The sequence below is a fragment of the Gilvimarinus sp. 1_MG-2023 genome, assembly GCF_030548285.1.
The window spans coordinates 90,938-111,144 of the sequence record NZ_JAUOSC010000005.1 but is presented as its reverse complement, the minus strand read 5'-3'; the positions used below and the strand labels follow the sequence as shown (position 1 = coordinate 111,144).

General features: G+C 53.6%; 19 protein-coding genes. 3 read left to right on the top strand and 16 right to left on the bottom strand.

Annotated elements, in window-relative coordinates:
- Positions 1-8: 8 nt before the first annotated feature.
- The 9 genes from trpB to leuC all read right to left on the bottom strand — a co-directional run bounded on the left by trpB (position 9) and on the right by leuC (position 11,149).
- A complete protein-coding gene (gene trpB, locus Q4563_RS08370; RefSeq protein ID WP_215975497.1) occupies positions 9-1,232 on the bottom strand; it encodes a tryptophan synthase subunit beta in 1,224 nt (407 codons plus the stop codon).
- An 8-nt stretch (positions 1,233-1,240) separates the two neighbouring features.
- A complete protein-coding gene (locus Q4563_RS08365; RefSeq protein ID WP_303604277.1) occupies positions 1,241-1,861 on the bottom strand; it encodes a phosphoribosylanthranilate isomerase in 621 nt (206 codons plus the stop codon).
- Between the two features lie 48 nt (positions 1,862-1,909).
- Positions 1,910-2,800, bottom strand: a complete 891-nt coding sequence (truA, locus tag Q4563_RS08360) for a tRNA pseudouridine(38-40) synthase TruA (RefSeq protein WP_303604243.1) — start codon at positions 2,798-2,800, stop codon at positions 1,910-1,912.
- 70 nt (positions 2,801-2,870) lie between these two features.
- A complete protein-coding gene (locus Q4563_RS08355; protein WP_303604242.1) occupies positions 2,871-6,029 on the bottom strand; it encodes a FimV/HubP family polar landmark protein in 3,159 nt (1,052 codons plus the stop codon).
- 331 nt (positions 6,030-6,360) lie between these two features.
- Positions 6,361-7,470, bottom strand: a complete 1,110-nt coding sequence (gene asd, locus Q4563_RS08350; RefSeq protein ID WP_215975495.1) for an aspartate-semialdehyde dehydrogenase — start codon at positions 7,468-7,470, stop codon at positions 6,361-6,363.
- A 120-nt stretch (positions 7,471-7,590) separates the two neighbouring features.
- Entirely contained in the window at positions 7,591-8,667 is a 1,077-nt protein-coding gene (gene leuB / locus Q4563_RS08345; protein WP_215975494.1) for a 3-isopropylmalate dehydrogenase, read from the bottom strand.
- 40 nt (positions 8,668-8,707) lie between these two features.
- Positions 8,708-9,019: a hypothetical protein gene (locus Q4563_RS08340; protein WP_303604241.1), complete on the bottom strand. Its 312-nt coding sequence runs from the start codon at positions 9,017-9,019 to the stop codon at positions 8,708-8,710.
- A 37-nt stretch (positions 9,020-9,056) separates the two neighbouring features.
- Positions 9,057-9,707: a 3-isopropylmalate dehydratase small subunit gene (gene leuD / locus Q4563_RS08335; RefSeq protein ID WP_303604240.1), complete on the bottom strand. Its 651-nt coding sequence runs from the start codon at positions 9,705-9,707 to the stop codon at positions 9,057-9,059.
- 11 nt (positions 9,708-9,718) lie between these two features.
- Positions 9,719-11,149, bottom strand: coding sequence for a 3-isopropylmalate dehydratase large subunit (gene leuC / locus Q4563_RS08330; protein ID WP_215975491.1), 1,431 nt, complete (start codon positions 11,147-11,149; stop codon positions 9,719-9,721).
- Positions 11,150-11,303: 154 nt separating this feature from the next.
- On the opposite strand from leuC, the gene Q4563_RS08325 reads away from it, so the two are divergent.
- Together Q4563_RS08325 and Q4563_RS08320 are read left to right on the top strand one after the other, a co-directional pair.
- A complete protein-coding gene (locus tag Q4563_RS08325; RefSeq protein ID WP_215975490.1) occupies positions 11,304-12,194 on the top strand; it encodes a LysR family transcriptional regulator in 891 nt (296 codons plus the stop codon).
- A gap of 73 nt (positions 12,195-12,267) precedes the next feature.
- Entirely contained in the window at positions 12,268-13,005 is a 738-nt protein-coding gene (locus tag Q4563_RS08320; protein ID WP_215975489.1) for a TIGR04219 family outer membrane beta-barrel protein, read from the top strand.
- Between the two features lie 24 nt (positions 13,006-13,029).
- On the opposite strand, the gene Q4563_RS08315 is transcribed toward Q4563_RS08320, so the two are convergent.
- From Q4563_RS08315 to prmB, 7 genes are all read right to left on the bottom strand, one after another.
- Complete coding sequence (locus Q4563_RS08315; RefSeq protein WP_303604239.1) at positions 13,030-14,319, bottom strand: ATP-binding protein; 1,290 nt, start codon at positions 14,317-14,319, stop codon at positions 13,030-13,032.
- Positions 14,320-14,331: 12 nt separating this feature from the next.
- Positions 14,332-15,021, bottom strand: a complete 690-nt coding sequence (locus Q4563_RS08310; protein ID WP_215975487.1) for a response regulator transcription factor — start codon at positions 15,019-15,021, stop codon at positions 14,332-14,334.
- A complete protein-coding gene (locus tag Q4563_RS08305; RefSeq protein WP_303604238.1) occupies positions 15,021-15,401 on the bottom strand; it encodes a DUF3019 domain-containing protein in 381 nt (126 codons plus the stop codon). The genes Q4563_RS08310 and Q4563_RS08305 overlap by 1 nt, the downstream gene beginning before the upstream one ends.
- A 13-nt stretch (positions 15,402-15,414) precedes the next feature.
- Complete coding sequence (locus Q4563_RS08300; RefSeq protein WP_215975485.1) at positions 15,415-16,419, bottom strand: MipA/OmpV family protein; 1,005 nt, start codon at positions 16,417-16,419, stop codon at positions 15,415-15,417.
- 182 nt (positions 16,420-16,601) lie between these two features.
- Positions 16,602-17,378: an amidohydrolase gene (locus Q4563_RS08295; RefSeq protein WP_215975484.1), complete on the bottom strand. Its 777-nt coding sequence runs from the start codon at positions 17,376-17,378 to the stop codon at positions 16,602-16,604.
- Between the two features lie 7 nt (positions 17,379-17,385).
- Positions 17,386-18,483: a chorismate synthase gene (gene aroC / locus Q4563_RS08290; RefSeq protein ID WP_215975483.1), complete on the bottom strand. Its 1,098-nt coding sequence runs from the start codon at positions 18,481-18,483 to the stop codon at positions 17,386-17,388.
- A gap of 65 nt (positions 18,484-18,548) precedes the next feature.
- Positions 18,549-19,451, bottom strand: coding sequence for a 50S ribosomal protein L3 N(5)-glutamine methyltransferase (gene prmB, locus Q4563_RS08285; RefSeq protein WP_215975482.1), 903 nt, complete (start codon positions 19,449-19,451; stop codon positions 18,549-18,551).
- 206 nt (positions 19,452-19,657) lie between these two features.
- Here prmB and folE point away from each other — a divergent pair, with 206 nt between their 5' ends.
- On the top strand, positions 19,658-20,197 hold the full coding sequence (folE, locus tag Q4563_RS08280) for a GTP cyclohydrolase I FolE (RefSeq protein WP_215975481.1): 540 nt from the start codon (positions 19,658-19,660) through the stop codon (positions 20,195-20,197).
- Positions 20,198-20,207 lie beyond the last annotated feature (10 nt).

Genomic DNA, 20,207 nt, shown 5'->3' with positions numbered 1-20,207 from the left:
CTCTTCTCTTAAACCGTGATACCGTCGATATCAGCGACCGTCAGAATGTCTTTATCACCGCGTCCCGACAGGTTCACAATGATGATTTGCTCAGGGCTCATGGTTGGCGCCAGTTTTTCAACGTAGGCCAAGGCGTGGCTGCTCTCGAGCGCCGGCATAATACCCTCGGTACGTGTGGTTTTGCGAAAGGCTGCCAGGGCTTCTTGGTCGTTGATTGGCACGTATTTCACCCGGCCCAGGTCTTTTAACCAAGCGTGCTCGGGGCCAACGCCTGGGTAATCGAGCCCGGCGGATACCGAGTGAGTCTCGATGATTTGGCCGTTCTCGTCTTCCATTAAATAGGTGCGGTTGCCGTGCAACACGCCGGGCACACCATCGTTCAAAGGCGCTGCGTGACGACCGGTTTCAACCCCATCGCCACCGGCTTCAACCCCGTACATAGCAACGGTGTCGTCGTTAAGGAACGGGTGGAACAAGCCAATCGCGTTGGAACCACCGCCGACACAAGCGACCAGAGCATCGGGCAGTTTACCGGTCATATCCAGACACTGGGCGCGAGCCTCGCGGCCGATAACAGCCTGAAAATCGCGCACTAATTTCGGGTATGGATGTGGACCGGCCACCGTGCCAATAATATAAAAGGTGTCATCGACGTTGGTAGACCAGTCGCGCAGCGCTTCGTTCATGGCGTCTTTTAGGGTCTTTGAGCCCGAGGTAACAGGAATAACCTCAGCGCCTAAAAGCTTCATTCGATACACATTAAGCGCTTGGCGACGCACGTCTTCCGCGCCCATATACACCTGACACTTAAGCCCTAAACGCGCAGCGACCGTGGCGGTAGCAACACCGTGTTGGCCCGCACCGGTTTCGGCAATCACACGGCTCTTGCCGGTCATTTTGGCTAACAGCGCCTGGCCAATGGTATTGTTTACCTTATGAGCACCGGTGTGATTGAGGTCTTCACGCTTTAGGTAAATTTGCGCACCGCCCAATTCACGGCTCCAGCGCTCGGCGTGGTACAGCGGCGATGGACGGCCCACGTAGTGCGCCAAGTCTTTATCAAATTCCGCCTGAAATTCGTCGTTGTCTTTTAATGAACTGTAAATTTCTTGTAATTCGTCCAGCGCGTAAATCAGGGTTTCCGACACAAAGCGCCCACCGAACTGACCAAAATGGCCACGATCATCGGGAAACGCGCTGTAATCCACTGCAGACTTAGTTGAATCATTCACGATTTTACTCACTTATAGATTGCCGCTTTGGCATTGACGATAAAATTCTTTACGCGCTCGGGGTCTTTAACCCCGGCGCTGGCCTCGACACCACCGCTCACATCCACGGCATAACAGCCAGTGGCGGCCACGGCAGCACCCACATTCTCCGGCGTTAAACCACCGGCCAACACAATAGGGCTCGCTGAGTGCTTAGGCACCCGCTGCCAGTCAAAAGTTTCTCCGGTACCACCGGGAACATCAGGGCGATAAGCGTCGAGCAAAATACCACTGGCGCCTGTATAGGCTTGTATATTCGCCTCAAGATCGAGGTCGGGGCGCATACGCAGGGCTTTCATATAAGGGCGCTGAAAAGACTCGCATTCGGCTGCGGTTTCATCACCGTGAAATTGCAATAACTGCAGTGGAACCTGACTCAACACTGAGGCTATAAAATCATTGCCCGCATTGACGAATAAACCCGTCACGGTCACAAAGGGCCCACAGGCCAAGGCGATGGCACGCGCTTGCTCCGGGGTCACGGCACGCGGGCTTTTCGGGTAAAACACCAAGCCAACGGCGTCTGCGCCAGCCGCTACAGCCTGCCGAGCTTGTTGCTCAGTGGTAATCCCACAGATTTTTACGCGCACACTCATAAAAAAGATGACTCGACCTTGCAAAAACTCAGTGCGCGGATTTTAGCAGAATTTTGCCTCGCCGTCAGAATGCCAATAACCCACCGGCTCATCAAAGTACAGTGGCCCCGGTAAGCGTTGCGGCAGAGCGAACCCCTGGTCGTATTCCACCTGCACCAGATATAACCCATAAGGTGGGGCCGTTACGCCCCCCAGACGGCGATCTTTGGCTTCGAGCACTTCGCGCGCCCACTCCACCGGCTTACTGCCAGTGCCTATTGCCATCAGCACGCCCACGATATTGCGCACCATGTGGTGCAAGAAAGCGTTGGCGCGAACCTCCAACACGATTAACTCGCCTTTGCGAACCAATGTTAAGTGTTCGATGCAGCGCACTGGCGAGTGCGCTTGGCACTGCACCGCGCGGTAGGAGGTGAAATCGTGCTCGCCGACTAAATCTTGGGCGGCCTCGCGCATACGATCAATATCGAGCCGATCGCGACTCCAGGTAAGCTGGTCGTGTAGCAGCGCGGGCTTAGCGCAACCATCGGCAATCAGATAACGGTAGGTGCGCGCTTGGGCACTAAAGCGGGCGTGAAATTGCGGGGTGACTTCGGTGGCCCAGTGAATCGAGATATCGTCGGGCAAATAGGCTTTTAACCCGCGAGTCCAGGCTTTTTCTGGGCGCTGGGCTAGGGTATCAAAGTGCACGATTTGGTTGCTGGCGTGTACCCCGGCGTCGGTGCGTCCAGCGCACACTAGGGCAATAGGCTCGTTTGCGATAATGGACAGCGCCTTATGCAATGCCCCCTGCACGGTGCTTAAGCCGCCGGGCTGAACCTGAAAGCCGTGAAAGCTGCTGCCCTTATATTCCACCGCCATAGCAATGCGGTGCATAGTGTCGGGCCAATGTGTCTCGGCGAGAATTTCGCCGTTGCGGGAGTACTCACCCATGTTGCTTCTCATATGAAAAAAAAGGCCCTGCACGCTTGAACGTACAAGGCCTTTTGACTCTAGTCAGCGCTTAGCTGTCTACTTTTTCCAGCAGCGACTGAGCGTCTTGCTTTTGCTCATCGGTACCTTCTTCAACAACCTCAGACAAGATATCTTTGGCGCCTTCCATATCACCCATATCAATATAGGCGCGCGCCAGATCTAGCTTGGTAGCCGCTTCATCGGCATCGGCCAAAAAGTCGAGATCTTCGTCGTCATCGGATGTGTCAGATACTGACTCTGGGGAGGGCAGATCATCAACATCGAGCCCAACATCCAGATCACCTAAAGCTTCGTCGAATGCATCGTCTTCATCCACAGACAGATCCATCTCGTCACTTTCGACACCGGCAAAGGTTTCATCGGCAGCGGGTTCGGCCACTGGCGCATCCGGTTGTGTCGGAGTATCGAGATCGGCCATTTCACGATCCAATGCTTCTAGGTCGACATCACCCATGGCCTGGTCGAGATCAAAGTCATCGGCATCATCATCGGCCAAATCCAAAGTAGGCACAGCTTCTTCGTCAGCGTCGGCCTTAACTGCATCGGCGGCAGGCGTCTCATCCAGACTCAGATCAAAGTCTTCATCCAGCAACGGTGCTTCTGATTCAGCCGCTGGGGTATCGTCACCTTCCAGCTCCAGATCGCCCAGATCAAGATCACCCAAGCTGTCTAGCTCGGATGGCTCGGCGGCCGTGGTGTCATCTTCCAAATCAAAGCTAAGGTCGTCGAGGTCGGTAGAATCATCCGAAGTCGCTAACTCTTCGCTGTCATCGAGATCGAGCGTGAAGACATCATCGGACGCTTCATCAGTATCAGCCGGAACATCCTGCTCGATGTCGAGCGTATCTAAATCCAACAGTGGCTCTTCGTCTGCCAGAGCGGTTGGTTTATCTTCCGCACTTTCGGTTAAAGGCGCTGCGCTGTCGGTCTCGTCATCCTCAAGATCAAAGTCGAGCAACTCGGCATCGGAATCTAGTTCGGTTTCTTCAGCGTCGAAAGACAAGTCGTAACTTGTGGCTGAACCATCAAGATCCACTTCATCGGTAGCGGCTTTTTCAGGGCTGCTCTGTTCGGTGTCATCCAATTCGAAGTCGAAATCGTCCAGGCTTAGTTCGTCTTCCTCGGTACCCAACTCAAGCAGCTCTTCGCTGTTGCTGCTGTCATTTTCGGCACTTTGTTCAAGATCATCGAGTTCAAATGCACCATCGAGATCCAACTCGCTGTCCAATTCAGCATCCAACTCTAGGGCATTGTCTGCCTCGGGCTGTGTGTCGGCTACAGGGCTCGTCTCTTCATTCTGTTCCAGATCTAAACCGAGGTCGTCCAACTCCATTGCCGCGCCCATATCATCGGCGTCATCCATTGGGCCAAATTGTGCGCGCAAATCGTTGGCTTTTTCTGTGGTCGCAGCATCGGCCTGCGGTATCAGTGCGCTGTAACGCTCGTTAAAAGCGGAGCGATTGTCGCTTTCAGCGTACACTTCCAACAGTTTCAGCTGAATAGCTTGTGAGCCAGGCTCTTTTTCCAAACCATTTAACAGCATTTCTTCGGCTTGATCGTACTTGGCGTAAGCGATGTAAATATCCGCTTCACCCACTACATCGCCGGTTTCCGCTTCTGTTGGGGTGGTATCGACTTCTTCAGCGAAAGCTTCTTCAAAGCTTTCATCGGCATCATCAACCGGCTGATCTTCTTCCGGCTCGTCGTCTTCGGTATTAAATACTGAGTCGTCAAATTCGGAGGTGAATTCTTCTTCGGAGTCTGCTGTACCGCTGCGCTTGCGCAAAATAACAAAGACAGCAACGATTAAACCAATGATCGCGAGGCCAATCCAAAGGATATTAGCCATCAGCTTATCCATTAAGCTCGGCTCTGGCGGACGACGAACCACTTTACTGGCTTTGGCTTTTTCCTCTACCGCAGTGACTTCCGTCTCTGATTCGGGCTCTTGTTCGTCAACGGCCGATTCACTGGTCACGGATGACGCGGCCTGTTCGGTGGCTGCTACCACAGTACCTGTTGTTTCAGTGTCGATTTCAGTCTGTGCGGCTTCGGCATCGTTGGCCGCCTGTTGTTGCTCGGCGCTACCAGTTTGTAAAGCACTCAACTGCTCGTTACTCACCTCAAGCAGGCGTTCCATGGTTTCAATCTGCTCTTCCAGATCGGTTACCCGTGAACGCAACTCATTGTTTTCACTCATGCTGCGTTCTAATTCTTCTTCGGTAGCGGCCAGTTCGCCGGCAATTTCGCCCGCGTCGCCATTACCATAACCACCACCTTGAGCGGTGCCGCCCGCGCCGGTTGTACCCGGTGCAGCCAGCTTAACTTGGCCGCGCCTAGAAGAGTCAGATCGATCAATCGAGGAGCCGCGACCGGATGCATCCAGCTGGGCACCCATTGCGTTACCGGACCAATCCCGGTTTTGTTGCGCCACTTGAGTGATAGCCTGGCGATTCGACATCCGATTAATTTCTTGCGAGGATGGAATGCGCAGCACTTGGCCTTTACGCAACAAGTTAATGTTGCCGCGAATAAAGGCCTCGGGGTTGGCGCGTTGAATCGCCAACATAGTTTGCTGGATAGACTCGCGCCCAGGTCTTACATCGCGAGCAATCTCCCACAGGGTGTCATTTGCTTTAACGGGCCCGTACACGTCACTTGCATTAGAGCGATTTGCCGATACGGCGCCGGGCTCTGTCGCAGTCCGTACCGGCTCACTCTTTACAGGGGTGCTGGTGTCGCGCAATGGTGTGGCTGTTGCTTCAACGGGGCGTGCGGCCTCATCGGCAAAAACGGGCAAATCCAGTAATACGGTGTATTCGCGCAACAGGCGACCACTGGTCCAGCGCACTTCCACCACAATGCTTATAAATGGCTCTCGCACAGGGTCTTTACTGGTCACCGCAATAAACGGCCCGCCGGATTGGTCGGTAATGACATTGAAGCGAAGCTGGGTATAGAAGAACTCTCGTTCAATACCCAAGCGTCGGAAATCTTTTTCATCCGCCAGTCGTGCAATAATTTGGTCGGAGTCCAGCTCACCAATATCAATTAAATTGATGTGGGCATCGAGCGGCTCATTCAGGGATGAATTGAGCTTGATATCGCCTAGACCCAGTGCCATCACTGAACGCGACACCAGTAGCGACAAGACCCCAAGCAGTATTAACAGCTTACGAAGTTGCATAGCACTTTCCTTTTATATTATCCCCAGCCTTCCGACGACCCAGCCCTACGACGTCCTGTCAGCCACTTAATTTTTACGCGGCCAGCCAATGTTGATTCGGTAAGAGGCCCCAAAACCTCGAATAATTCTTCAGTATCGGCTGTAAGTATTCATTATAAATAGCTTTTTATCAACACTTACCCAGCTTAGACGGCTTTTTTAGGCAGGCTTTTTCAATGAAAAAATAACCAAACGCGGTAAAAATGGTAAAAATTGCGCCCTCGGTCACACCCCACCCATAAAAAACCCCAGCAAGCAGGGCTTGCCGGGGTTTCGGTGGGAGCTTAAAGAATTACGATTCGCGCAACACTTTCAGCATACGGCGCAGAGGCTCAGCCGCACCCCACAAGAGTTGATCACCCACGGTAAAGGCGTTGAGGTATTCACCCCCCATGCTCAATTTACGCAAGCGCCCCACCGGTACCGTCAAAGTGCCGGTAACGGCCGTTGGCGTCAGGTCGCGCAAAGTGGACTCTTTATCGTTGGGAACCACTTTGGCCCATTCGTTGTGCTCGGCCAACATCTGTTCGATATCAGTCAATGGCACGTCTTTTTTCAGTTTCAGGGTCAATGCCTGAGCGTGACAGCGCATGGCGCCAATACGCACACAGGTACCGTCCAGTGGAATTGGGTTGCCTGTGTTGCCCAAAATCTTGTTGGTTTCGGCCTGAGCTTTCCACTCTTCACGGCTCTGGCCGTTGTCGAGCTGACTGTCGATAAAAGGCAACACGCTACCGGCCAAGGGCGCGCCAAAATTGTCTACCGGGAAGTCGCCAGAGCGCATAGTCTCGGCCACTTTGCGGTCGATATCCAAAATAGCAGAGGCCGGGTCGGCCAGTTCGGGGGCCACTGCATCGCGAATGGTACCCATTTGCTCGATCAGCTCACGCATGTTGCGTGCACCGGCGCCAGAGGCCGCCTGGTAGGTCATGGAGGTTCCCCACTCCACCAGATCGTTGGCGAATAAGCCACCCAGCCCCATTAGCATCAAGCTAACGGTACAGTTACCACCGACGTAATTTTTCACGCCGCGTGACAAACCGTCTTTAATAACGTTGAGGTTTACCGGGTCCAGCACAATGATGGCGTCGTCAGCCATGCGCAGGCTGGAGGCCGCGTCAATCCAGTAGCCTTGCCAGCCGCCATTGCGTAAATCAGAGAATACCGCTTTGGTATAGTCGCCACCCTGACAAGAGATAATGGCGTCCATTTGGTTTAAGTCGTCAATCGCGTAGGCGTCTTTGAGGGGCGGTAAGCCTTCGGCCACTTTTGGTGCCGGACCACCCACGTTAGATGTGGTGAAAAATACGGGTTCTAAACCCTCAAAATCGTTTTCCGCAACCATGCGTTCCATGAGTACGGAGCCGACCATGCCGCGCCAACCTACAAAACCTACTTTCATGTTTAACTCTCTGGTTTAAATGAATTAAAGCCGACCTCAGCGCCTTGTGGGCAAGCGAGATCAGCCTTTAATTTTGCCGTAAATAGCCCTTAACTGCAAACAATTGGTCTGACCAATTATTTATGGCAAGGCTTTTAGTACGGCATCCCCCATCGCTTGGGTGCCGACTTTTTCGGTGCCGTCGGTGACAATATCTGCAGTGCGCAAGCCTTGATCCAACACCTTACCAACGGCCGCATCAATGGCATCGGCGGCCTCAGTTTCCGCCAGCGAGTAACGCAACATCATGGAGGCTGACAAAATCGTTGCCAGAGGATTGGCAATCCCCTGGCCGGCGATATCTGGCGCACTGCCATGACAAGGCTCATACATACCTTGGCCCTGCTCGTTCAAAGACGCTGAGGGCAACATGCCAATGGAGCCTGTGAGCATGGCAGCGGCATCGGACAAAATGTCACCAAACATATTGCCGGTCACCAATACATCGAACTGTTTGGGCGCGCGCACCAGTTGCATGGCGGCGTTATCGACGTACATGTGCGACAGCTCGACATCGGGGTACTCCGGCGCCAGGCGATCCATGACTTCACGCCACAAGATGGTGGCTTCCAGCACATTGGCCTTATCCACCGAGCAGACTTTTTTATCGCGCTTGCGCGCCATTTCAAAGGCGGTTCGACCTATGCGCTCGATCTCACTCTCGGAGTATTTGTAAGTGTTAAAGCCTTCGCGCTCGCCATTTTCTAGGGTGCGAATGCCGCGCGGCTCGCCAAAGTAAATACCACCGGTCAGCTCGCGCACAATCAAAATATCCAAACCCGAAACAACCTCGGGCTTTAAGCTAGACGCTTCCACCAATTGCGGGTACAGCAGTGCCGGGCGCAAGTTGGCGTACAAGCCCAGCTGCGAACGAATTTTTAGCAGGCCGCGCTCAGGGCGAATGGCGCGATCAATGGTGTCCCACTTTGGGCCGCCGACGGCACCCAACAAAATGGCATCGCAACCGCGTGCGCGCTCAACAGCGGCATCGGTTAAAGGCTCACCGTGGGCATCAATCGAAGCGCCACCGATTAGCTCTTCGACAAACTCCAAACCCAAATTGAACTTCGTATTAACAGATTCAAGTACACGACACGCTTGCTCGACAATTTCCGGACCAATACCGTCACCCGGTAAAATCATTACTTTCTTAGACACACTCACTCCTAATTAGGTTAAAGGCGAGATCGCGGATTGACTACTCCACCGACGCGCCATAAATTTCAAATATTTTAGTGTCTTGCGCCACCGGCGAAAACAATTCCCACTCAATGCCATTGACATCCGTTTCACAAGAAAAGCCTGTAGCGGCATCACTTTCAAATCCGAGGTGACGCAACTGGCCGGCCTGCTCGGGGAGCTGATTGATTGAAAAGTTTAACGACGCTGTACGCCACATGGCGTACTTACCGCCCACCACCACATTAGGCTTACCACCTAAGCGCATGGAATAATCGGCAATAGATTCGGTTAAATCCTTTACCGCCAAAGCAATATGAAAACGATCCACAACACGCTCCTTTGTGTTTTATAGATTTTTACTCGTACTAATTTTTCACCGCATCAAACAACCACGGCGCTGTTTGACGACGCTCTGCCTCGTAAGCCTTAATGGCATCGGCCTGCTCAAGGGTTAAGCCAATATCATCCAAACCATTAATCAGGCAGTGCTTGCGAAACTCATCAACCTCAAAGGTAAACACATCGCCCCCTGGGGTAACCACTTGCTGGTTAGCCAGGTCCACCGTTAATTGGTAGCCGGGTGTGGCGTACATTTGCTGGAATAAAGTTTCCACGTCCTCTTCGCTCAACACCAGCGGTAAAAGGCCGTTTTTAAAACAGTTGTTATAAAAAATATCGGCAAAGCTCGGGGCGATAACACAGCGAAAACCGTAATCGTCCAGCGCCCAGGGCGCGTGCTCGCGCGACGAACCACAGCCGAAATTTTTGCGCGTTAACAGAACACTGGCTCCTTGATAGCGCTCTTGGTTAAGCGGAAACTCTGCATTCAATGGGCGGCCAGTGCACTCTTGATCTGGCTTGCCTTCATCCAAATAACGCAACTCATCAAACAGGTTTTTGCCAAAGCCGGTACGCTTAATAGACTTCAAAAACTGCTTGGGAATAATCATATCGGTATCGACATTGGCGCGATCCATAGGCGCAGCAATACCGGTGATTTTGGTAAAACTTTTCATTTTCTTTCCCCTTAAGCCTGGGCGACAAATTCGCGTACATCGACAAAGTGACCGGCAATACCTGCAGCGGCTGCCATCGCTGGGCTTACCAAGTGCGTGCGCCCGCCATAACCCTGGCGCCCCTCAAAGTTGCGGTTAGAGGTTGAGGCACAGTGCTCACCGGCGCCTAATTTATCGGCATTCATGGCCAAACACATGGAGCAACCCGGCTCGCGCCACTCAAAACCCGCGGCAATAAAAATCTTATCCAGACCTTCGGCTTCGGCTTGCGCCTTGACCAAACCGGAGCCTGGCACCACCATCGCCTGTTTAACGCTGGCGGCTTTTTGACGCCCCTTAACAACCTCGGCGGCGGCCCGCATGTCTTCTATGCGCGAATTCGTGCACGAGCCGATAAACACCTGATCGAGCTTAATATCTTTAATCGCCTGCCCGGCCGTTAACCCCATATACTCCAAGGCGCGCTCCATACCCTCGCGCTTAACGGGGTCGGCCTCGTTGGCCGGTGTTGGCACCACATCATCCACCCCCACTACCATTTCGGGCGAGGTACCCCAGCTAACCTGCGGTAAAATATCCGCGCCGTTAAGCGTGACCACTTCATCAAAGTGCGCACCTTCATCGGATTTTAAATCGCGCCAAGCCGCCTCGGCCTGAGCCCACTGCGCTTCGGTCGGCGCGTAGATACGACCCTTCACGTAATCGAGAGTGATGTCATCCACCGCTACCATGCCGGCGCGGGCGCCCGCTTCAATGGCCATATTACAGACGGTCATGCGGCCTTCCATACTCATTGCACGAAATACATCACCGGCAAACTCAATGGCGTAGCCTGTGCCGCCGGCGGTGCCGATTTTGCCGATAATGGCCAAAACAACGTCTTTGGATGTAACGCCTGGGCCTAACTCACCGTTGACTTCCACCAGCATGTTTTGCATTTTTTTCGCCACCAAACACTGAGTGGCCAATACGTGCTCCACTTCACTGGTGCCAATGCCGTGTGCCAAGGCACCCAATGCACCGTTGGTCGCGGTGTGTGAGTCGCCGCAAACGATGGTCATACCGGGCAAGCAAGCGCCGGATTCAGGCCCTACTACGTGCACAATGCCCTGGCGACGATCGTTGATTTTGTATTCGACAATGCCGAACTCATCGCAGTTATCATCGAGGGTTTTAACCTGAATTTGCGACACTGGATCTTCAATACCGCTAACGCCTGAAGCGCGCTCTTTGGCGGTGGTGGGCACGTTGTGATCTGGCGTTGCCAGAACCGAATCCACCCGCCAGGGCTTGCGGCCAGCCAGGCGCAAACCCTCAAATGCCTGCGGCGAAGTCACCTCGTGCACAATATGGCGGTCGATATAAATCAACGCGGAGCCATCGGCGCGCTGCTGCACCAAATGGGTATCCCAAAGTTTGTCGTAAAGGGTTCTTGCGGCCATTGCTCAATCTCCAACTTTCACGGTAGCGGCGCTTAGCGCCTGTCATTGTCGTCACTTTTACAGTGTTGAGGCTATGGTAAAGCTCACCCAACAATAAAACAAATTTATATTTTTTATGTTTTGCATTCCTTTTAGGAATAGATAAAATGCCCGTATGGACACTCAACATATCACTACTTTTATGGCGGTCGCCGAACTGGGCTCTTTTTCTCTGGCGGCAGAAAGGCTGCATTTGACTCAGCCTGCGGTCAGTAAACGCATTGCCCTGCTAGAGCAAAGCCTGAGGGCTAAATTGTTCGACCGAATTGGCAAACAGTTGTCGCTAACCCACGCCGGCAATACGCTGCTACCGCGAGCGGAACACATCCTTGAGCTGGTAAGCGAAGCCGAGCACGCCATTGACCGGTTAAACAACCGCATCGCCGGTAAGCTCAGCATTGCTACCAGCCACCATATTGGCCTGCACCACTTGCCACCGGTGCTGCAACGCTTTTCGAGCCAATACCCTGATGTGAATCTGGATTTGCATTTTCTCGATTCGGAAAAAGCACTGGAGGCGGTCGAGCAAGGCTTGTTTGATTTGGGTGTGATTACCCTGCCCGATACCGCCCCCGCCGGCATTGAGCAAATTCCGGTGTGGCACGACGAGCTGCACTTTGTCGCCAGCCCCTCTCACCCTTTGGCTGGGCGCCATATTAATTTGTCTGACCTCGCCCAACACAAAGCCATTTTGCCCGACAGCAATACTTACACCACGGCATTAGTCGGCTCGATGTTTGCCGACCAGTCGCTCACCCTCAATGTCGATATGGTGACCAATCATTTGGACACGATCAAAATGATGGTCGCTATTGGCTTGGGCTGGGGAGTGTTGCCCACCTCAATGTTGGATGCCAGCTTATGCTCTTTAACACTGGGCAGTCCGGCGCTGTCGCGACGACTCGGTGTTATTTATCACCGCAATCGCCATCAGAGTAACCCCGCACAGAAATTTATCGAAAGTTTACAGGCAGGCGGTGTTGACGATCACTCGGCAATGCTATGATTCCCGCCCATAATACCGCCACCTTGATCACTCAAACAGGTGGCGACAGACTCACAACGAAAAGGTAAACACCATGCAGTGGTTAAAAATCGGCGCCGTGGCCTCCGCCCTTGTATTTTCACCTTACACCCTGGCCGATTTTATCGGCGCCAAAGGTGAAGCCGGTGTATGGCGCACCGATTACAGTGGCGATATGGGCAGTGCCAGCGCCGACGATTTAGGTTTTAACCAAGAAGACGGTCAGTACGCCCGCTTATACGTCGAGCATCCCGTGCCGCTGATTCCCAATGCCCGAGTCAGTTACGCCGACATTAGCAGCCGCAAAAGCTGGGAACTGGCCGGCGCTGAAGCCGGAGTGGCGACTATCAACTTAACCCATGTTGATGTCACCGCCTATTACGAATTGCTCGACAACTGGGTGCATCTGGATGCCGGTTTATCGCTGCGCCACTACGATGGTGAAATATCGGTCGCAGCAGGAAATCTGGGTAACCTGCTGGGCTTAGACAGTGGCTGGGGGGAGCTGGTCAATCACTCGATGACTCTCGACGATGCGCTTCCTATGGGTTATGTATTGGCCGCGGCGGAGCTTCCATTCACCGGTTGGTCGGCCGGAGTGGAAATCAACTACACCGAATTTAACGACTACACCATTAGCGATAACACCTTCAAAGTGCGATATCTGTTTGATGCTGTCGTGGATTTAGGGTTCGAGGCAGGCTATCGCCAGCTCAACTTTACGCTCGATAAAGGCTTCGGAGTGGATCTAAATCTATCCGGACCTTTTGCCGGATTCGCGTTTCATTTTTAACGGGGATCACCCATAGCGCACACCTCAATCTGAGAGATGCGCTATGGGCCAACGGCATTCAAATCGCGCACCAGCCAAGTGATGAGCATCAACAATGTGTACCTGGCCGTTATGCCAGCCCATAATGCGCCGCACTATCGCCAAGCCCAAACCAAACCCTTTACAGTCTTTACCCGGCTGCTGCTTTAACCGGACAAACGAATCAAATATTTTGTCGCGGTCGGCAGGGTCTACCCCCTTGCCGTCATCTTCTACCGCCACAACATACTCTTCACCTTCACGATACAGCTCCACCCGAACATTTTGCTGGGCGTAACGCCGAGCATTGCCCAATAAGTTCTGTAAAATTCGCTCAAACAAATGCCATTCACAGTACAACTCACTGTCACCCAGCGAATCGATAACGTGAAAGTGAATCTGCGGATTTTGTTCGTGCAAACGCCGCACCTGTTGCTCAACCAGGGCCGCCATGGCGCCAGCCGCACCTGGACGCTGCACCAATGACTGGGTTTGCGATTCGAACCCAGCGTAGCTCAACAATTGGTTAATAAGATCGTCCATATCGGCCACGTCTTGGCGCACACTCGCCAACTGCCGCTGACAGGATTCGTCATTAGGCGCAGACTCGGCCAGCTCAAGAGCAAACTTCATTCGTGCCAAAGGCGTGCGCAATTCGTGCGATACGGCGTAGGTCATTTCCCGGTAGCTGGCCAACAACTCATCGATGCGCTGCTGCATTCGGTTAAACTCGCAGGCCAATAAATACACCGGCGAGCCGGGGTTAAGGGCAATGCCCTGAGAGTCGTTGCGACCAAACCGGCGCGCCTGTGCCTCCAGTGATTTTAAATCGCGCACTAAAGGCCAGACCCATAAATAAATCACCACGGCGAGAAAGAGATAAAAGGCCACTAATAACAAACGCTGCCAAGCTTGAGATTCTTCGGCCAGTTTGATTCGCACAATAAAGGGAAGGTCAGCCAGCTTGACGTATAACTCCCGACCATCGTCGGTATTGAGTGCCAATGGCTCGCCCGTGGCGAGCTCTTCGGCCAAGCCAGTGCTGGCCAAATCGGCCAAACCATAAACATGCCCGGAGATACCCAGTTTGTTTAATTCATCGGCAAGATACTCTTGGCGCTGATGCGCTGGCAATAACTGCGCGTGCGAGGCCAACAGTTGAAAAAAGGCGTTGTCGGTGGTGCCCAGAACACTCTCATTGGTCAGGGTTTGCTGCAGGCGATCCAAGCCCCAGCCGGCGAGCAAAATCGCCACCACAACCAATAAATAAAGGGTAAAGAATGCTCGCTTTAGCACTGTGCCCACCGCCTACCAGGCATCCGGCACCAACATATAGCCACGCCCCCACACCGTCTTAATTCGGGCTGGGTTTTCGCTGTTGTCACCAAGTTTTTTCCGCAAGTGAGACACGCGCACATCCACGGTTCGATCCAAACCGTCATAGGCGCGATTGCAAATGGTAGTAAACAAGTACTCGCGGCTAAGTACTTTGCCGGCCTGGCGTGCCAGTGTCAGTAGTAAATCAAACTCGTGGCTGGACAACGCCACCGGCGTATTATCAAGGGTAACCTCGCGCGCTTGAGAGCGAATCGACAAGCAGCCCATCACAATGTCTTCTTGCTCGGCCGGCACCTGTTGGCTGCGGCGTAACAGGGCATGAATACGAGCCAAAAGCACACGGGGCTCGGCCGGCTTTATTACATAATCGTCGGCGCCAACGTCAAAGCCGAGCACCTGATCGGCGTCGGTGTCGCGGGCAGTTAACATCAAAATAGGCCCGGAAAAACCCGCGCCGCGCACCTCACGACAAATGCTAATACCGTCTTTTCCGGGCAAGTTAAGGTCGAGTATCAGAATGTCGGGCTGCATACTCTGCACCTGCCTCGGAACGCGTAAACCAAAAGCTTCAACCGCCACGGTTAAGCCATTGGCCTCTAGGTAGTCTTTCACCAGTGAGGCCAGTCGCTCGTCATCTTCTGCCAGTAAAACAACACTCATTAGAAAAAGCTCCAGGGGTTGCGGCGCCGGCGCCGATAGCGCTGGGCATCGGCCACCACTTCAAAGGCGTGACTGGCCAGCACTTGGCGGTCAGCCACTTTAATTAACTGAAAGTTTATATCGTCTTCGGTATGCAATTGCGAGGAATAAGCCCCGTGGCGGCTTTTTTCCCAACAGTCGAGCGGCTCGGCTTGCCCCTGGGCGAACAAGCATACCGAGTATTGGCGAGCCGCCTGCCAGTGCACCTCAACGTTGTTCCGACAATGGGTTTGGCCGCGCTCTAAAATACACAAACTGGGCCTAACTGTTAACTGCACTTGCTTATTGGTCTGGCCATCCTGTGCCGAGCAGACGCCGCTGATGGCAAGCGCCAAACTCAAGCCAAATCCCTGCTTAAAAATGGTAGACCCCTCCCACAAATACCGTGGTCGAGGTGCTGTCTTGCACCAAGGGACTTCGATGAATAGATCGCCCTAGCCATTTCTGATGCAAAGTCATTTGCAGCGTCCAGTTCGGCGTGACGGGTCTCAACCAATCGGCTCTTAAGTAGGGAGTCACTGCATCGCCGGCCCGATAATACAGCTGTGATGCATCGCCCACATCGCGTTCGCCTAAGCCGTAGTAATAATCCACCACCCGATCCGACTGCCAGACAAAACCACCGGCCAATGCTATTTGATTGCGCCCTAGGCGCCAACGACGATCAAGGCCGAAGCGCAGCTCTTGCCCATCGTGAACGTGGGTAAAGTCTTGCAATGCCTGCACGCTTATTTGAGTCGCACCGAGCGAGTAGCTGTATTCCAGCCCCGCCAAACCCGCCATCTTGCGATCAGCGATCTGCTCAACAAAGATGGTTTGCGGTTCGCCTCGGGGGCTCGTTAATTCGGGTTTATGAAAAAACTCATTGGGGCCATCGATATCGTATGTATTGGGCGTTCGGGTTTCATCCACCGGTGGCGCTAAAGTTAAGTCTTCGGCGGCGTCGCCATCCAGAGCACTGGTGAGTCCTAAACCGCCTAGGTTAAAACCACCACCGGTGCCTTCAATCACAAAGTTGCCCAAGCTAATATCGCTAAAATACATACTGTCCAACCCCACTGTCGCAACAAGGTTAAACATAGAGTGCGTATCTTCGTGCAGGGTAAAACCAATGGAGGTGGTATCGAAAAAGAAACGCTCACCGTAGTAACTGACACTGGGCAGAAGTACAAGGGGGATGTTGTCCCCACCGATCAGCGGGTTGGTACGTACCCCTAACCCAACACCGACCGACACCTGCCAGCTACCCACTGCTACGCAATCGGCCTGTTCCGAGTTGCATGACGGCTCGGTGGAAGTATCAGCCTGGGCACTAAGCGCCAGCAAAGCCAAAAGCAGAAAAGAAAACCAAGTGCGCACGATTGAATAAGCCCTATTGTTAGCCAGTATCCCTACTATAAAAACTTCACCGCCCCTAAATCCACTTTTACCCGCCCCAGATTTGTAACACTTTGTTACTTCAAGGCAAAACTGCACAAGAAAACAACCGCGATTTTAGCCACTGGATGCAAAATCGACGTGTATACCGACTAGCTTATTGATTATAGGTGTAGAGTAAAGTCATCGGAATCCAGATCGGCGGGAAAGCGTTGGCGGTAGGCGGCCAGTGCCTCGGCAGACAAGGTATAGGTATGACAACCGATCTGATCGCCCGCATCCAGCAGACACTCACCGTCGGGGCCAAACACGACACTACCCCCAGCGTAGGGCTGATCATAGGCATCAACCCCCACCCGATTAACCCCAATCACATAAGATAAGTTTTCAATCGCACGGGCTTGTAACAGCGCCCGCCAGTGCTCGTGCCGGGCCTCGGGCCAGTTAGCCACATAGATAATGGCATCGTAGTCGTTGCGCGAACGGCTAAATACAGGGAATCTCAGGTCGTAGCATACCTGCAACAGAATACGCCAACCGGCCACGGTCTCTATGACTCGTTCGGTACCGGCCTGATAGCGTTTGTGCTCATCGGCCATACGAAACAGATGGCGTTTATCGTAGTGACTGAGGCTTCCCTCGGGGCAAGCCCACAGCATACGGTTTACAAACGCTTGCTCTGGCGTTTGCATCACGATGGAGCCCGTCACGACGGCGCGACGCAGGGCGGCCTGCTCAAGAAACCACTGACAGGTTGCCGCGCCGTGCACATCGGCCGACAAACGCGCTTTGGGATGGAAGCCCGTGGTGAATACCTCGGGCAATACAATAAGGTCTGCCGCCCCCGAGGACGGCATAAGGTCTGCAAAACGCTGCCGATTCAGCGCCGGCTCATTACCGGCAAGGGTGTTTTGCAGTAAAGCGACCGTTAAATCCTGCATATTCCCCCTAGTGACCTTTGGGAATCACCGGCACTGAGTGCTCAACACCGCCATTTTGCCCGCGCTGGCGCAGGGTGTGGTCGAGCAAGGTAATGGCCAGCATCGCCTCGGCGATGGGCGTGGCGCGAATCCCCACACAAGGATCGTGCCGACCTTTGGTAACAACCTCGACCTCGTTGCCGTGTACATCGACACTGCGCCCCGGAGTACGCAAGCTCGAGGTCGGCTTAAGGGCCAAGTGAGCCACAATATCCTGCCCGGTGGAAATACCACCCAAAATACCACCGGCGTTATTGGAGGCGAAGCCCTCGGGGAGAATTTCATCGCGATGCTCAGTGCCCTTTTGCGCCACGCTGTCAAAGCCGGCACCAATCTCTACCCCTTTAACCGCATTGATGCTCATAAGAGCGTGGGCAATCTCGGCATCCAAGCGATCGAAAATAGGCTCACCCAAGCCCGGGGCGACGTTTTCGGCCACTACGGTAATCTTGGCGCCAACCGAGTCCCCCTCTTTGCTCAACGCTTGCATATACTCTTCCATTTCTGGCACTTTGCTGGCGTCGGGGCAAAAGAATGGGTTTTCGGCGACTTGATCCCAATCAACCGTCTCGGCCTTAATAGGGCCTAGTTGCGACAGGTAACCGCGCACCTGTACGCCAAAGAAGTCTTTCAGGTATTTTTTCGCAATGGCGCCAGCGGCAACGCGCATGGCTGTCTCGCGGGCTGATGAGCGACCGCCACCGCGATAATCGCGCACACCGTATTTATGCATATAGGTGTAATCGGCGTGAGCCGGGCGAAACTGATCTTTGATATTGGAGTAATCTTTGGAGCGCTGATCGGTGTTTTCAATCACCAAACCAATGGGCGTACCGGTGGTTTTACCTTCAAAAACGCCGGATAAAATTTTCACCTGATCGGCTTCGCGGCGCTGGGTGGTGTAGCGCGACTGGCCCGGTCGGCGGCGATCCAAATCTTCTTGTAAGTCGGCTTCGGTCAGCGCCAGTCCCGGTGGGCAACCATCGACTATGCAGCCGAGGGCCAAACCGTGGCTCTCGCCGAAAGAGGTTACCGTGAAAAGCTTGCCAAAACTGTTGCCGGACATAAAAATGACGCCTTAATACTGAATCTTTAAAAGGGCTGCGATTATACGCACTCTTGAGCAAATGCTCACCCTGTCAATTGCTCGCGGGTCAAAACAAACACACCGTGACCGCCGCGCTCGAACTCTACCCAGGTAAAGGGCAGCTCGGGGAAGGCCGCCACCAAGGCCCCAGCGCTGTTGCCCACCTCAACTACCAGCAGGCCGCCGTCGTTTAAATAATCGGGGGCTTCGCGCAGCAGGCGACGAGTGAAATCGAGCCCATCACCGCCCGAGCCGAGACCAATCTCGGGCTCAGCGTGATACTCGGCCGGCATACCGGCCAGGTCTTCAGCGTCAACATAAGGAGGGTTGGCGACAATCAAGTCGAAGCACTGCTCATGTAAATCGGCAAATAAATCCGACTGGTAGAGCGCCACCCGGTGGCCTAAATCGTAGCGGTCGACATTGCGCTCAGCCACAGCCAAAGCGTCTTCGCTGATATCACTTAATACCACCTGGGCATCGGTAAAGGCCAACGCAGAAGCAATACCAATACAGCCACTGCCGGTGCACATATCCAAAATATAGTCGGGTTCGCGGCTTAGCCATGGCGCAAAGGATTGTTCAATCAGCTCTGCGATCGGTGAGCGCGGCACCAACACACGCGAGTCGACATAAAAGTCCAACCCGCAAAACAGCGCTCTACCGGTGATATACGCGGCGGGAATCCGCTCTTGAATACGCAATTCTATGGCGTCGAGTACCTGACGTTTTTCGGCGTAGGTTAGCCTAGAATCCAGAATATTCGGATTATCGAAGCCCGCCAGGTGTACCGCCCAGCTAACGATTTGCACGGCTTCATCCCAGGCATTGTCGGTACCGTGGCCAAAATACAGCTGAGCGGCATTAAACCGGCTGGCGCCATAGCGAATAAAATCGCGAATAGTGGCCAGCTCCGTCAAGATATCGGATTTGGTGTGGTTTTCCATGAAAGCTCCTTATCGATCGGCGCATTGTAGCGCTTATCGAGACCAAGAACAGGCAATTGCGCGCAAAAGCTTTACCTAGTGGTCGAGTTGGCGTAATGTTGCCGCCCCGTTACAAATGCTTGCAGGGCTTTTATACTTAGCACTCGGCAACCCTTTGAACGACTATGACCAACCGGTAGGACTCAGCCCCGAGCAGGACTCATTTCATGCAAGAGCACTTTGCCCACATCATCGAAGGCATCGGTGAAGATCTAAGCCGCCCCGGCCTGATCGATACCCCCAAGCGGGCTGCCAAAGCCTTTCAGTTTTTAACCAAAGGCTATCAACAGTCGCTGGAAGAGGTGGTCAATGGCGCCCTTTTCCCGTCGGACTCCAACGAAATGATTATGGTGCAGGACATAGAGCTTTACTCTATGTGCGAACACCACATGCTGCCCTTTATTGGTAAAGCGCATGTCGCTTATATACCGACCGGCCATGTGCTGGGCCTGTCCAAGGTAGCGCGCATTGTGGATATGTTTGCCCGGCGCCTGCAAATACAAGAACAACTGACCCTGCAAATTGCCGAATCAATCCAAGAGATTACCGGCGCTTCAGGGGTGGGGGTCATCATTGAAGCCAAACACATGTGCATGATGATGCGCGGGGTTGAAAAACAAAACTCAGCGATGAAAACCTCGGCCATGTTGGGCAGCTTTCGCAGCAACCAAGCGACCCGCACCGAGTTTTTATCGCTGCTGCGCTAATAGCGTGGAC